Source organism: Rhodanobacter ginsenosidimutans, from assembly GCF_042655685.1.
Lineage (GTDB): Bacteria > Pseudomonadota > Gammaproteobacteria > Xanthomonadales > Rhodanobacteraceae > Rhodanobacter > Rhodanobacter ginsenosidimutans.
In genome coordinates this window covers 170012-183479 of sequence record NZ_JBHSMM010000002.1, presented here as the reverse complement: position 1 = coordinate 183479, position 13468 = coordinate 170012, and the positions used below count along the sequence as shown (strand labels likewise).

Annotated in this window: 13 protein-coding genes and 1 riboswitch; of the genes, 8 read left to right on the top strand and 5 right to left on the bottom strand. The window is 64.0% G+C overall.

The window, feature by feature from the left end; all coding sequences use genetic code 11:
* A complete protein-coding gene (locus ACFPK0_RS10570) occupies positions 1-918 on the top strand; it encodes a MurR/RpiR family transcriptional regulator (RefSeq protein WP_377340623.1) in 918 nt (305 codons plus the stop codon).
* A 118-nt stretch (positions 919-1036) separates the two neighbouring features.
* Here the strand turns inward: ACFPK0_RS10570 and ACFPK0_RS10565 are convergent, their stop codons facing one another.
* From ACFPK0_RS10565 to ACFPK0_RS10550, 4 genes are all read right to left on the bottom strand, one after another.
* Positions 1037-1675, bottom strand: a complete 639-nt coding sequence (locus ACFPK0_RS10565) for a DUF4124 domain-containing protein (protein WP_377340621.1) — start codon at positions 1673-1675, stop codon at positions 1037-1039.
* Positions 1676-1759: 84 nt separating this feature from the next.
* On the bottom strand, positions 1760-2329 hold the full coding sequence (gene pnuC, locus ACFPK0_RS10560) for a nicotinamide riboside transporter PnuC (protein ID WP_056602659.1): 570 nt from the start codon (positions 2327-2329) through the stop codon (positions 1760-1762).
* Positions 2329-4497, bottom strand: coding sequence for a TonB-dependent siderophore receptor (locus ACFPK0_RS10555; RefSeq protein ID WP_377340618.1), 2169 nt, complete (start codon positions 4495-4497; stop codon positions 2329-2331). The genes pnuC and ACFPK0_RS10555 overlap by 1 nt, the downstream gene beginning before the upstream one ends.
* Before the next feature lie 63 nt (positions 4498-4560).
* A riboswitch (TPP riboswitch) is annotated at positions 4561-4657 on the bottom strand.
* A gap of 158 nt (positions 4658-4815) precedes the next feature.
* Complete coding sequence (locus ACFPK0_RS10550; protein WP_377340615.1) at positions 4816-5946, bottom strand: phosphotransferase enzyme family protein; 1131 nt, start codon at positions 5944-5946, stop codon at positions 4816-4818.
* Between the two features lie 295 nt (positions 5947-6241).
* Here ACFPK0_RS10550 and ACFPK0_RS10545 point away from each other — a divergent pair, with 295 nt between their 5' ends.
* The 7 genes from ACFPK0_RS10545 (at position 6242) to galE (ending at position 12336) form a co-directional block, all read left to right on the top strand.
* On the top strand, positions 6242-7135 hold the full coding sequence (locus tag ACFPK0_RS10545; RefSeq protein WP_377341203.1) for an AEC family transporter: 894 nt from the start codon (positions 6242-6244) through the stop codon (positions 7133-7135).
* Positions 7136-7206: 71 nt separating this feature from the next.
* Positions 7207-7776, top strand: a complete 570-nt coding sequence (locus ACFPK0_RS10540; protein WP_377340612.1) for a response regulator — start codon at positions 7207-7209, stop codon at positions 7774-7776.
* A 344-nt stretch (positions 7777-8120) separates the two neighbouring features.
* Positions 8121-8417 (top strand): hypothetical protein, encoded by a 297-nt coding sequence (locus tag ACFPK0_RS10535; RefSeq protein WP_056077865.1) that lies wholly within the window; start codon positions 8121-8123, stop codon positions 8415-8417.
* Complete coding sequence (locus ACFPK0_RS10530; protein WP_377340610.1) at positions 8414-9121, top strand: nucleotidyl transferase AbiEii/AbiGii toxin family protein; 708 nt, start codon at positions 8414-8416, stop codon at positions 9119-9121. The genes ACFPK0_RS10535 and ACFPK0_RS10530 overlap by 4 nt, the downstream gene beginning before the upstream one ends.
* 161 nt (positions 9122-9282) lie before the next feature.
* On the top strand, positions 9283-10137 hold the full coding sequence (locus ACFPK0_RS10525) for a glycosyltransferase family 2 protein (protein WP_377340608.1): 855 nt from the start codon (positions 9283-9285) through the stop codon (positions 10135-10137).
* A complete protein-coding gene (locus ACFPK0_RS10520; protein ID WP_377340606.1) occupies positions 10130-11362 on the top strand; it encodes a glycosyltransferase in 1233 nt (410 codons plus the stop codon). Before ACFPK0_RS10525 ends, ACFPK0_RS10520 begins: the two co-directional genes overlap by 8 nt.
* A complete protein-coding gene (galE, locus tag ACFPK0_RS10515) occupies positions 11359-12336 on the top strand; it encodes a UDP-glucose 4-epimerase GalE (protein WP_377340604.1) in 978 nt (325 codons plus the stop codon). The genes ACFPK0_RS10520 and galE overlap by 4 nt, the downstream gene beginning before the upstream one ends.
* An 11-nt stretch (positions 12337-12347) precedes the next feature.
* Here the strand turns inward: galE and ACFPK0_RS10510 are convergent, their stop codons facing one another.
* A complete protein-coding gene (locus ACFPK0_RS10510; protein WP_377340602.1) occupies positions 12348-13445 on the bottom strand; it encodes a glycosyltransferase in 1098 nt (365 codons plus the stop codon).
* Between the last annotated feature and the right edge of the window lie 23 nt (positions 13446-13468).

Sequence of the window (13468 nt, the reverse complement as noted above, 5' to 3'; positions counted from 1 at the left end):
ATGACCAAAGATCTGCAAAAGAAACTGAAGGGCCGCTGGGACAGCTTCACCGCGTCCGAGCAGAAGATCGCCACCCATCTGCTGAACAACATCAGTGGCATTCCATTCGAGACGGCCGCCTCGCTGGGCAAGCGGGTGGGCGTGAGCGCGATGACGGTGGGGCGCTTCCTGCGCAATCTCGGCTACGCCGGGCTGGGCGAGTTGAAGGAAGAGCTGCGCGGCGATGCGCCCTGGCTGAAGCTGTACAAGGCGCCGCTGCCGTCGAGCGATGCGGATTTCGTCAGCGAGAACCTGCAGGCGGAAATCCGCGGGCTTACCGACGTGCATGAATTGGCACGCACCGAGGAGTGGCGAACCATCGTCAGGATGCTGATCGAGGCGGACAAGGTGTCGATCGCCAGCTTCCAGCACGGGCGCTTTCTGGGCCTGGGTTTCGCCAGCCTGCTGGAACACGTGCGGCCGCGGGTCACGTTCGACTCCGGCGCGGATGGCGCGTACACCGAGCTGCTGCTGGATTCCACCCCGCAAAGCTGCGTGGTGCTGATCGACGTGCGGCGCTACTCGCGCCATTTCCGGCTGCTGGCCGACGAGGTGGCGGCACGCGGCATTCCGCTGGTGATCATCACCGACACGCAGTGCTACTGGGCGCGCCAGCTGACGCCGAACGTGCTGATGGTGCCGCTGCGCGCCGAACGCGCATGGCACAGCCTGGGCACGTTCACCGCATTGTTCAGCCTGTTGATCAGCGCGATGACGCGCGAGATGGGCGACGTGCTGGGCCGCATCAGCGACATCACCCAACTGCGGCAGAAGTTCGTCGGCTATGTGGGGCCGTCGCTGGCGGCACGCGTCGATACCAAGCCGCCGGTGGCGACCAAGCCCGCCGCACGGCGCAGGAAAAAGCCTGATCCGTCCTAGGGGCTTCCATGGTGGGAGCAACCCCTGTGGGAGCGGCTTCAGCCGCGATGCTTTTGCTCTGGATCTCCACCGAAGAGCATCGCGGCTGAAGCCGCTCCTACAGAAAGACGGGTGACGCTCAGCAGCGCAGGCGACCGCCGGCCAGCGTTTCGCAAGGATGGAACGCCGGCGGCCTCGGCCCCATGGGACGATCACCGTCATGGCCGCGATCGTGGTCGCGATCACGGTGCCCGTCATGGCGGCGCGGCCAGCGCGGTGAGGCGCCCCAATACGGAGAGGCGTAGATGCCGGGCGGCTGGGTCAGTTCATCCTGGTACTGGGCGTTCTGCTGGCGCAGCGTTTCGTTCTCGATCAGCAGGTGCTGGCGGTTGGCCTCCGCGTCGGCCAGTGCTTGTTGCTGCGCCTGTTGTTCGCGTTGTTGCGCAGCGGCAGCGGCCTCCTCTGCCTGGCGCTGCACACGCTCATTTTCCGCCTGCACATGGGCTTCCAGGCGCTGCTGGTAAAGCGCCTGCAGCTGGCGTGCGTCGGCATAATTTTTCGCCGCATCGAGTTGGCCCAGTCGCAGGTAGCGGTCGATGATTTCGGTGTCGTCCGCGCGATGCACCAACTCTCCGCTGCCGGGGCAGGGCTTGTCGGTGTATTCGACCTGGCCGCCATGGCTGCATTTGTAGATGTTCTGCGCCACCACTGGCCCCGCCGCTACCGAAAGCAGCAGTGCCAGACAAGGCGATAACCGGGCAAGGGTTGATGTGTTCATGGCTTCGGCATTCTGCACCGAAACGCGTCAGGAAATAGTTGCCAGCCTGAACCGATGCAATCCGACCGTGATGGCGTCCGGAGCCTAGGCCGCCACCGCTTCGCCCGCCGAGCGGCGCCACGCGCGCAGGCCGATCACTGCCAGCACAATGAAGGCCACGTACAGCACCGCGGTGATCAGCAGCGACTTGTATACGTACTCGCCCACGTACAACACATCGACGGTGATCCACAGCCACCACGCGGCGATGTGTCGGCGGCCCTGCCACCATTGCGCCACCAGGCTGAAAGCGGTCAGCGCCGCGTCGAGCCAGGGCAGCGCCGCATCCGTCCAGCGGTGCATGGCGAAGCCCAGCGCCAGCGCGCCCAGCGCGCCGACGCTGACGTGTTGCAGCGCGTGCCGGAAGGGCAGCGGCGCCAGTTGCACCCGGCCCTGGTCGTCCAGGTGCTGCATCCAGCGCACCCAGCCGTAGACGATCATCACAGCGAATGCGCCTTGTAGCAGGGCGTCGGAGTACAGCTTCGCGTCGATGAAGATCCACGCGTAGATCAGCACCGACACCAGCCCGATCGGCCAGCACCAGGGCCGGCGCCGCGCCGTGAGCCACACGGCGAGGGCGCTGACCAGTGCCCCGATGAGCTCGACCCAGCTCATCAGAAGCCGACCGTCACCGACAGCCGGGTCAACCGTGGCGCGCCGGGGAACAGGTAGCTGTCGCCACCGGAACTGCCGGTGTCGCGCCAGTAGAACCGGTTGAACACGTTGTCCATGCCCAGCCGCGCGACCAGCGGATGGCTGCGCCATTGCGCGGTGTAACGCAGGCCGAGGTCGAATACGTGATAGGCAGGCACGCGCTCGCGGCCGTCCGGCGTGGCGATGTTGGATGACGCGTAACGCCAACCGCCCAGCACGCTCAACGCGGGCGCGAACGGCAGACGGTAATCGGCGTGGATGGCCGTGCGCAGGCGCGGCACGTTCACCACCTGGTGGCCTTCGTACGCCGCGGCGCCGGTGTTTTCGGCGCGGGCACGGATGAAACTGGCGCTGGCGGTGAGGTTGAGGTTGCTGCCGAGTTTGCCGTTGGCGCCCAGCTCCAGCCCGGTGTGCACCTCTTCACCCTGCTGCACGAAGGTGAAGCCTGCCTCGGTATCGTCCGGCCGTGCAAACTGGTACGGCTGGCGGATGCGGTAGACCGCACTGGTGAGGTTCAACGCATTGCTCACCCGGTATTTCAACCCGGCCTCGACCTGCCGCGACAGCCGCGGCGCCAGTGTGCTGCCGTCGTTGCTGGTCCAGTACGGCGCTTCCTGTCCCAGCGAAAGGCCCTCGCTGTAGCTGAGGTACGCGGTCAGCGGATCGGTCGGCTGCCACAGCACGGCCGCCTGCGGCAGCGCCTTGCTGAGGCGGGTGTTGCGTTCGGGCACGCCGTCGCTGTCATAGGCGCGGTCGTGCAGGCGCACGAAGCGGTCGCCGGCAATCACCTGCCAGTGCTCGCCCAGGTGGATGCGGTCCAGCGCGAACAGCGAGTGCTGCCAACTGGTCAGCCGCCGTGCCGAGGCGCCGGGCTGATTGGGCGAGGGCGCGAACACCGGCGGATCCACATCGGCGATGTTCGCGGTGCCCACATAGTCGTAGACATCCTGGCGGCGGTCGATGCTGCGCTGGAACGCGCTGGCGCCCACGCTGATCTGGTGGCTCAGCGCACCGGTGTCGAAGCGGCCTTCCAGCACCGCGCGTGCCTCGTTGTCCACGCGGGTATCGTCGGGGCTGCGGTAGTCGTAGACGTCGTAGTCGCCGTTCGGCGCGAAATAATTGCCCGGGGTGGCGCCGCTGGCGCAGTCGGCCGCGTAGAAGCAGCCGTAGGCAAACGCCACGTTGTCGTCGATCAGGCTGCGGCTGTGGCCGGCGGAAAGGCGCAGGCGCCAGTCCTCATTGAATGCATAGGCGAAGCGCGCGCTGCTGTTGGCGGCGTGGATGTCCACTGGCTTCTGCCATGGCTGGAAACCCAGCATGCGGGTGGCGCTGGCGTGGGCGGGGATGGTGTTGCCGCCCAGCAGTTGATAACCGGACACGGAACGCTGCGCGCTGGTCTGGTAGTTGCCATCCAGTTGCAGCGTGGCCTTGGGCGAGATGTTCCAGTCGATGGCCGCCGCGTAGAAATTGCGCCGGCCATCGGCGTGCTGCACGTAGGAATGGGTGTCTTCATAAGCGGCGTTGAGGCGCACGCCAAAGGCCGGCGTCAGCCAGCCGCCCACGTCCAGCGCGCCGTAGCGCGAGCCATGCGAGTCGACGCCCAGCGTGACGTTGCGGACATTGTCCGGACGCTTGCTGACGTAATTCACCACGCCGCCCGGCTCCATCACGCCCGCTTCCAGTCCGGCCAGGCCTTTCAGGATCTGCACCTGCTGCTTGTCTTCCAGCGCCACCGGCTGCTCGCCGGCGATGGTGAGGTTGTTGAGGCGCAAACCGGTGGCCAGGTCCAGCGGATAACCGCGGATGGCGATGTCCTGGTAGTACCCAACCGGCGCATAGTTGTCGCCCAGCGAGGCATCCTCGCGGGCCAATTCGCTCAACGTGCGGATCTGGCGGTCGTCGATCTGCTGGCGGCTGACGACGGTGACGGAGGCGGGCGTGTCATGCAGCGATGCGTTGCCGTAGCTGTCCAGGCCGGTGCCCGGCGTGGCATCGCGGTCGGCCATGGCCTTCACGTCGATGGTCGACAGATCGGTGGTGCGCGGTTGCGTGTTCTGGGTATCGGCGGCGTGCGCCACGCCAAGGGAGGCCAGCAGGGCAAGCAAGAGGGGAGTGCGGGAAAGAGTCATCGTCGTCGTCGAATTCGGTGGACACACGAAGCGACGGCGAATCGACCCATCCACGAAAGATGCATCGATCCGTATCAAGCTCCCTACGCCGGTGCAAACCGGATCAGGTTCCAAGGGACTCTCTCAGCCCGGCAAACGCCAGGCACCCCCGCTTCAAGAATGCGTATTAAACCATGGAATGGCTTCCGATGGCCTTACTGTGGGAGCGACTTGTGGGTGGGAGTGACTTGTGGGAGCGACTTCAGTCGCGATGCTTTTTTCTGATGCCTCACAAGCAAGAGCATCGCGACTGAACTCGCTCCCACAGAGCTGCGCAGCTCAGGCGCAGTCGTGGATGCTCTGCAGCAGCGATTGACCTTCGCGGGTACCGAACCACGCCGCATGCCCGCGTAGGAACGTGTCGTAGGCCACGTCGGCATTGGCGCGCGATTGCGTGATGGCGTGGAAGTACTCCACTTCGGACAACGCAAAATCCACATGCACCAGCGGCAGAAGATTGGCCAGCAGATCGACGTCCGCATCATCCAGCGGGCGCACCTGTCGATAGCCTTCGATCAGCGCGCAGGCGATGTCCGCATGTGCGGCATGGCCGTCCAAAGCCAGCCACGCGATCGCATTGCGCTCGATGGCGGTGGCGATATCGAACAGCGCGAAGTTGGCCGCCGCAAGGCCGAAATCCAGCACGTCGGTGATGTGCGCGCCAGCGCTGCTGTCACTCCAGCACAGGTTGGAAACGTGCCAGTCGCCGTGCGTCCACAGCCGCGGCTGGCGTGCCAGCAACGGCTGCGCGGCGGCATGCCATGGCGCCAGCAGTTCGCTCAGTTCGGACGTCCAATTGCGCTCGGCAAGATAGCTGGCCAGGCCAGGTCGCGATGGCAGTTGCGCCTGCAGTGCGGCGAGCGGGTCGGTCGCAAGGATCAGCTCGCTGCGCGCGACCAGGATGTGCGTATCGCGCTGGGGCGCGGCATAGCCTTCGGCGGCGTTGTGCAGCATGGCCAGCGTGCGCCCGGCCACCAGCGCGTGATTGCTGTCGGGCAGTGGCTCCCACGAGATCGCCTCGCGATACAGGTCGATGCCTTTGGCGCGCTCATGCACCTCGTACACCCAATCGCCGATGGCCACGGCAGTGCGTGCCTGCGCATCCTGCAACACCGCGGGAATCGGCAGGCCGGCACGGCGCAGGTGGGCGATGAAGCGATGCTCCTCGCTCAAGGTGGCGACCGAACGCACGCGGTGGTGGTGCCGCTTCACGAACACACTGCCGCGCGCGGTTTCCACCAGGCAGGCCGCCGACAGCGGACGCGGGCTGTGCCAGCGGATGGCGTCGAACCGACCGACCTGCGGATAACCGGCCAGCAGCGTTTCGACCTCGGCCGTCGTCAGCGTCGGCCAATCCGGCGGCGTGCTGTCGCCGGCCAGGCCGTGGGCGCGGTGGGCGAGGTCAGTCATGGATGCCCAAGCTCGTCATTCCCGCGAAAGCGGGAATCCAGTGCCCCTGAGGTCGGGCGAAAGCCACTGGATGACCAGCCCTTCGGCTGTTGAAAAGCACCTCCCGCTTTCGGGGGAATGACGTGAGCGGAGGTTTCGACCGCTTCAAGTATGAGTTCGACTCAGTCATCAACATCGGATATGCGTAGGCAAGCGCAGGATTATGGCCGAAAGCCGCAACGGCGCGCTTTCGTGCCGCCCCCGCATCGCGTCTAATGGACGGCTGTTTCGGTCATGTGCCCCGCTGATGAGTGCGATGTTGATGTTGTTCGTGTGCCTGGTGCTGGGCACGCTGGTGGCGCGTTACGCGCGCCCGCCCGCGGGAATGGTTGCGTCGCTCAACTGGTGGGTGCTGAACGTGGCGCTGCCGGCGCTGGTGCTGGAGTTGATTCCGCGCGTCACGTTCGATCCGCAGCTGTGGTTCCTGGTGGCCGCGATGTGGCTGACGTTCGGCGGCGCGTGGCTGTTGTTTGGCGTGCTGGGGGCCAGGTTGGGGTGGTCGCGCCAGCGTATCGGTGCGTTGATCCTGGTCTGCGGCCTGGGCAATACCGGCTTCATGGGCTACCCGTTGCTCCAGGCGCTGCGCGGCAAGGAAGGCCTGGCGCTGGCGATCGTCGCGGACCAGCTGGGCACCTTCATGATCCTGGCGTCGGCGGGCATCGTGGTGGCTTCCATCTATGCCGGCGCCGTCGCCAGCCCGCGGCTGATCGCACGGCGGGTGGTCCTGTTTCCCCCGTTCATTGCGTTGGTGCTGGGCGCGATCGCCGGCCAGTGCGGCGGCTGGCCGCCGCTGCTCGATGGCGTGTTTTCGCCGATCGGCGCCACCATGACACCGCTGGCACTTTTTTCCGTGGGCACGCAGTTCAAGCTGCGTGGCGGGCAGGGGCAATGGCTTGCGGCCAGCATGGGGTTGGGCTGGAAACTCATGCTGGCACCGCTGCTTTGCCTGGCATTGGGCGTTGCCACGGGTATCGGCGGATTGGTACTGGCCGTGGGCGTATTGCAGGCGGCGATGGCGCCGATGGTGTCGGCGGCTATCCTCGCCGACGAATACGGCCTTGACCCCGAACTGGCCAATACCGTGCTCGGTGTGGGCATCCTGATTTCGCTGTTGACCGTGCCATTGGCCAACCTCTGGTTGGCGACGTGATTCATTTGCCTTGCGTGCGGACACTTATGCACCGAGACTAAACGCACTATCCAAAGGGAGGCAGGTTTGCTATGGCGGGTTTTGAGCGGATCAAGCGATTGCTGGGAAGAGGTGCCCCCGCCGATCGCCGCGCGGTGCCCCGTGCCGACTTGCCCCGTGGCGCGCGCGTATTGGTCGTGGACGATTCATCCACCATCCGCGCCGTGCTGGGCAAGATGCTCAGCCAGGAAGGCCACGTGGTGTTCAAGGCTCCCGATGGCGAGACCGCCCTCGAAATGGCCCAGACCGAGCAACCCGATCTGATCTTTCTGGACATCGTGCTGCCCGGCATGAACGGTTTTGCGGTACTGCGTGCGCTGCGCCGCGATCCGGCCACGCAGACCATTCCCATCGTGATGATCAGCGGCAACCTGCAGGCCACCGAGCAGTTCTACGTGCAGCGTTTCGGCGCCGACGACTTCATGAAAAAGCCGTTCGGCCGCAGCGAGGTTTTCGCCCGCATCCAGCACCTCACCAAGACCGGCCGGTTGGTGATCCGCGAACGTAGCCATGACGAGACACCCACCCATACGGATACGGAACTCGAGCACGACGCGATCCCCGATATCGCCATGCCCGATCCGCACGACCTGTTTCGCTAGGCCCCAATTTGCAGCACCCCTGTAGGAGCGGCTTCAGCCGCGACGCTTTTGGGCTGGCCTTCAAGCGTCAGAAGCGTCGCGGCTTAAGCCGCTCCCACAGGCAGGCGCCGCCGTTGTGGGTGCCACTTCAGTGGCGATGATCTTCATCAAGCCACGCCAAACGCATCGCGAAGCCGCTCCCATAGCTGGTTTCCTCCATAACGCGTTGTCCGTATTCACGGAAATCCCTTTCTCGCCACATCGAAACCGCGGTAGACATCATCGTCATAAGATCATTTGTTATTGATTTATATGACTTTTTGAAGTAAAATCAGCGTACAACGTACCCGCATTGCGGAGTCATCATGGTCGGGATCAATCAGGCGTCCTTGAAGCCATTTGCCGGCAAGTACATCTGGTGGAAAACGCCGGAAGACGCCATAGCCATGCCCGAGCGGGTGATTGCCCAAGTCATGAATATCGGTGACTACGCCGACGTTCAGACACTTGCCTCGCAAGTTGGCGATGAGGCACTTCGCGAAGTTCTGATTCACGCGGAGGCAGGCCAGTTCAATGAGCGCTCTTGGGCTTACTGGCACTATCGTCTGGGCCTGTCCGGCGTGGACGAGGTGCCGGCTTTGCCCGTGCGGAGATTCGAGTGACGGGAAGGTTCAAGCCTTGCCTGGACGTATTGCCTCCCGCCCAGAGGATTCTGTGGCCGCAGCTTGGGAATGCACCGGCTCTCGGTTTTACGCTTTACGGCGGTACCGCCATTGCACTCCGATTGGGGCATCGTGATTCCGTGGATTTCGATTTCTTTTCGGAAGATCCACTCGACAAAACCGCCATCAAGGCGGCTTTCCCGTTCATGGCGCAATCCATCACATTGCAAGATCAGGACAACACCTGGGTCGTGCTTGCCCCCAATGCAGATTTAGGGCACGAGCATGTCAAGATTTCTTTCTTCGGCACCATTGCCTTCGGGCGGGTAGGTGAGCCGGATCTTACTGATGATGGTGTTGTGCGGGTGGCCTCCCTCGACGACCTGATGGCAACCAAGGTCAAAGTGATACTTCAGCGCGCGGAGGCCAAGGACTATCGAGACATTTCCACCATGATCAAAGCAGGCGCGGATTTGTCGCGCGGACTGGCATCAGCCAGGTGTTTATATGGCCCAAACTTCCAGCCGAGTGAAAGCCTGAAAGCACTGGTCTATTTCAACGATGGCGACCTGAAAACACTGACATCCGATGAGAAGCAGACGTTGATCGATGCGGTCAAGGCGGTGCGTGATCTCCCGAGCGTGACGCTACGCTCAAACTCCCTGAGTGGTGTGCCACCTGCCGAGCTTCCGTCCATCATGTAAGAGCGCTGCCGTGGCAGGAGTCACTTCCATGGCGATGCTCTTCATCAAGCCAGGCCAAACACATCGCGGCTGAAGCCACTCCCACAGAAACTCCAAACAAGCCCCAAACAACCTCCCCACCTTCACGCTATGATTCCCGCTCACACCGGGGGAGTAGCCGTTTGAACCGCCTCAGCATCGTCCTGCCAGCCAAGAACGAGGCACCCGCGCTGGCCGAGTTGTTGCCGCGCTTGCGCGCCATGCATCCCGATGCCGAGATCATCGTGGTCGACGACGGCAGCACCGACAATACGCGCGATGTCTGTGCCAGTGCCGGCGTGCAATGCCTTTCCTCCCCGTATTCCATGGGCAACGGCGCGGCCATCAAGCGCGGCGCGCGCATGGCCACCGGCGACATCCTGGTGTTCATGGATGGCGACGGCCAGCACGATCCCGCCGACGTGGCACGCCTGCTGGAAAAACTGGAGCAGGGCTACGACATGGTGGTCGGTGCGCGCGACTGGAGCAGCCAGGCCGGCGTCGGCCGAGGCGTCGCCAACACCTTGTACAACTGGCTCGCCAGCCGCATGACCGGCCACCACGTGGCCGACCTCACCTCCGGCTTCCGCGCCGTGCGCGCCGAGAAATTCCGCGAGTTCATCCACCTGCTGCCCAACGGCTTCAGCTACCCCACCACCAGCACCATGGCGTTTTTCCGCAGCGCCTACCCGGTTACCTACGTACCGATCACCGCCGCCCAGCGCGTGGGCAAAAGCCACATCCGCCCGCTGCACGACGGCGTGCGCTTCCTGCTGATCATCTTCAAGATCGCCACGCTGTACTCACCGCTGAAGCTGTTCGTGCCGGCCAGCGGTGTGTTTTTCCTGCTGGGCCTGGCCAACTACGCGCGCACCTTTTTCCTGTACGGGCGACTGACCAACATGAGCACGTTGATGTGGAGCGCGGCGGTGATCGTGTTCCTGATCGGGCTGATCTCCGAGCAAATCACGGCGTTGACGTATCGGCGTGATGTCTGAGCCGAGCAGGCCCGTCGTGCTGGTATTGGCTTCCACCTATCCGCGGTGGGCCAATGACGTTGAACCGGGTTTCGTCCATGAGTTGTGCCGCCGTCTGGCGGCCGGCATGGATGTCATTGCGCTGGTGCCTGATGCGCCGGGTGCGGATTCCAGCGGCATGCTCGATGGGGTGGAAGTCATCCGCTATCGCTATGCTCCCCGTCGCCTGCAGACCTTGGTCAACAACGGTGGCATCGCCACGAACCTGCAGCGCCATGCGTGGAAATGGTTGTTGATACCGGGGTTCGTGCTGGGCCAGTACTTGGCGGCGAGGCGGCTGCTCAAGGAGCGACGCGTTGACGTCATTCACGCGCACTGGCTGATCCCGCAAGGGCTGGTTGCGCTTGGCCTGAAGCGTCGTTTCGCCCTTCCTTACCTGGTGACGTCGCATGGCGGGGACTTGTTCGGTTTGCGCGGGCGCGTACTCAATGCGTTGAAGCGGCGCGTGGCGGCAGCATCCTCGGCCATGACGGTCGTCAGCGGTGCGATGCGCGACGAGGCGACAGCCATCGGTCTTCAATCGCCAGAGCTGGTTGTGTTGCCCATGGGGGTAGATCTGCGCGAACGCTTCGTCCCTGGCGCGGGAGAGAAGCGCGCAACCGACGAGCTGCTTTTCGTGGGCAGGCTGGTGCCGAAGAAGGGGCTGCCGTATTTGCTTGACGCGATGCCCAGGGTGCTTGCCTTACGGCCATCTGTCCGATTGAACATCGCGGGCTTCGGCCCGGAAGAGGCGTCGTTGCGAACCCAGGCCTCGCGGCTTGGCATCGAGAGCAGCGTGAGTTTTCTGGGCGCCATGCCGCAGGCATCGCTGCCGCAGCTTTATCGTCGCGCCAGCGTTTTCGTCGCCCCGTTCATTCGTGACGAATCCGGTAACCAGGAGGGCCTGCCGGTGGTGCTGATGGAGGCGATTGGTTGCGGCTGTCCGGTTGTCGTGGGCGAGGTGGCCGGTGTTCACGACCTTCTTGGTAGCGCGGCTGCCGAAGTCTGCGTCGACGCAAAGAATGCAGAGGCCCTGGCCGCGGCCATCCTGGCAACGCTGGACGATCCGGAGCAGGCGACCGAGCACGCGAAGCGCATCCGCGATGCCGCTGTCAGCCGCGTGGATTGGGACGTCATTGCCGATGGCTATGCCGGTTTGATTGCCCGTTGCGCGCTCGACACACCGTCGAAAGGTCCGCGCACATGACGCATGTACTGGTTTGCGGTGGTGCCGGTTACATCGGTGCGCACATGGCGAAGGCCCTGGCGCGTGCGAACTGCAGGGTGACGGTATTCGACAACCTTTCCACCGGACATCGCGCGGCGGTACGTTGGGGCGACCTGGTCGAGGGTGACCTGCTCGACAAGGTGGCGCTCGCCCAGTTGTTCGCGGCCCATCGCTTCGATGCGGTCATGCACTTTTGCGCCTTGTCGCAAGTGGGCGAGTCGGTGCGCAGACCGTACGCGTACTACGAAAACAATGTCACGGGTACGTTGAACCTGCTGGAGGCCATGCGCCTCGCAGGTGTCGATCGACTGGTGTTTTCATCCACCGCCGCCGTCTACGGATTGCCGGTGGCGGATTACCTCGACGAATCGCACCCGACCTTGCCGATCAACCCTTATGGTGCCAGCAAGCTGATGGTCGAGCGCATGCTGGCGGATGCCGCGCAGGCCTATGGGCTGCGCTCCGTGGCCTTGCGCTATTTCAATGCAGCCGGCGCAGACCCCGATGGCGAGATCGGCGAATCACACACGCCAGAAACCCATCTGATCCCCAACGTTTTGCGCAATGCACTGGGCGAAGGCGATGGTTTGCGGATATTCGGCAACGACTACGGAACACGGGATGGCACGTGTGTGCGCGACTACGTGCATGTTGACGATCTTGCATCGGCCCATCTGTTGGCCATGCGCTACCTCGACGCCCACGATGGCGCGCATCACTTCAACCTCGGCAGCGGCCATGGCTACTCCGTGATGGAGGTCATCGACGCCGCGTGCCAGGTTACCGGCAGGTCGATACCCTTCGCCGTTGAACCACGCCGCGCAGGTGATCCGCCAACGCTGGTGGCCGACAGTTCGCGCGCCGCCGAGGTGTTGGGTTGGCAGCCATCGTTTGACGCCATGCCGGCCATCATTGAAACCGCATGGCGGTGGCATCGCACGCCACGTTATTGATTGCTGGCCTTTTAGCGCGGGCGATCGCGCGCGCGCGCGCCCAGCGCAAGCAGGTGTGGTTCGAGTCTGCCGATCAGTTGGGCCCAGTCGTCTATGGGCACATCAGCGACTGCTGGCCGGTCGAGTTGGAGCAGCAGCGCACGAGCGAGGTCAGCGGCATCGTCCGCGTGGTATAGGCACGAACGCATGCCCGCGAGCAGGTGCGACATCGCTCCAACGTCCGCGGCGGCAACGGGCAGCTGGCAGGCCAGCATTTCGTATGCTTTCTGCGGAAAACAATAGCGGCCAAACGCCGTGTCGCGAATGCAGATCGCTCCCACATCGAGCGCGTTGAACAAATCTGCCGTGCGGACGTGGGGCAGCATGCCCAGATGGTGAACACGCTGACCGGTCGGCGGTGGAAACCCCGGGTCTACTGGGCCAGCCAACACCAGGTGAACGTCGTCACGCTGCTGCGCAACAGTCTTCCACGCTTCATAGAGCGTGCCGATGCCTTTGTCGCGGTAGAGACCACCCGCAGTGCCGATCAATCGTGCATCTGCGGGCAACCCCAGCGACTGACGGGAGGCCAATCGGTCCTTCGGGCGGAACACGGATCGATCCACCGTACTCGGCATGGCGATGATCTCGCCCTGCGCGCCGTAGCCTTCAACGACCAGTTCGCGCAGTGGTTCGCTGGTGGTGGTCACCAACGCCGCGCCACGCACGGCACGCCGTAGCGCAGGCACCATGCCGGGTATGCGCGCCTGTCCAAAGCCTTCGAAATTGTCGTAAAGGTCTACGGCGTAGGGCACATCCAGACGCAGCGACAGCCATCGTGCGAGGGCGACATGCGGGATGTCGGATGCTCCGATCAGCAAGTCAGGTGCATAGCCGCGCAGGCGCTTCAGCAGGTGGTGCGGGTAGCCGACCAGCCCGGGTACATACAGGCGCCCCAACGAGCGCGACTCCCAGGTCAGCCTGCCCGGCGCTGCATCATGCTGCCACTGCCCTTCGTCGTGGCCCTGGTAGCTGAGGCAGAACCCGCGCACGTCGTGGCCCAGTCGAGCCAGTTGAAAAGGGATCTCGTACAGCCGCGCGTAACGATCAGCGATGACATCCTTGCCCATGTACTTCCGCTTGCACAGAAAGG

Excerpts from the sequence above, each read along its gene's own strand:
- ACFPK0_RS10520 (WP_377340606.1), top strand. The coding sequence starts at position 10,130 with ATGTCTGAGCCGAGCAGGCCCGTCGTGCTGGTATTGGCTTCCACCTAT.
- ACFPK0_RS10570 (WP_377340623.1), top strand. The coding sequence starts at position 1 with ATGACCAAAGATCTGCAAAAGAAACTGAAGGGCCGCTGGGACAGCTTC.
- ACFPK0_RS10550 (WP_377340615.1), bottom strand. The coding sequence starts at position 5,946 with ATGACTGACCTCGCCCACCGCGCCCACGGCCTGGCCGGCGACAGCACG.
- ACFPK0_RS10555 (WP_377340618.1), bottom strand. The coding sequence starts at position 4,497 with ATGACTCTTTCCCGCACTCCCCTCTTGCTTGCCCTGCTGGCCTCCCTT.
- pnuC (WP_056602659.1), bottom strand. The coding sequence starts at position 2,329 with ATGAGCTGGGTCGAGCTCATCGGGGCACTGGTCAGCGCCCTCGCCGTG.
- ACFPK0_RS10545 (WP_377341203.1), top strand. The coding sequence starts at position 6,242 with ATGTTGATGTTGTTCGTGTGCCTGGTGCTGGGCACGCTGGTGGCGCGT.
- ACFPK0_RS10540 (WP_377340612.1), top strand. The coding sequence starts at position 7,207 with ATGGCGGGTTTTGAGCGGATCAAGCGATTGCTGGGAAGAGGTGCCCCC.
- ACFPK0_RS10535 (WP_056077865.1), top strand. The coding sequence starts at position 8,121 with ATGGTCGGGATCAATCAGGCGTCCTTGAAGCCATTTGCCGGCAAGTAC.
- ACFPK0_RS10565 (WP_377340621.1), bottom strand. The coding sequence starts at position 1,675 with ATGAACACATCAACCCTTGCCCGGTTATCGCCTTGTCTGGCACTGCTG.
- galE (WP_377340604.1), top strand. The coding sequence starts at position 11,359 with ATGACGCATGTACTGGTTTGCGGTGGTGCCGGTTACATCGGTGCGCAC.
- ACFPK0_RS10510 (WP_377340602.1), bottom strand. The coding sequence starts at position 13,445 with ATGGGCAAGGATGTCATCGCTGATCGTTACGCGCGGCTGTACGAGATC.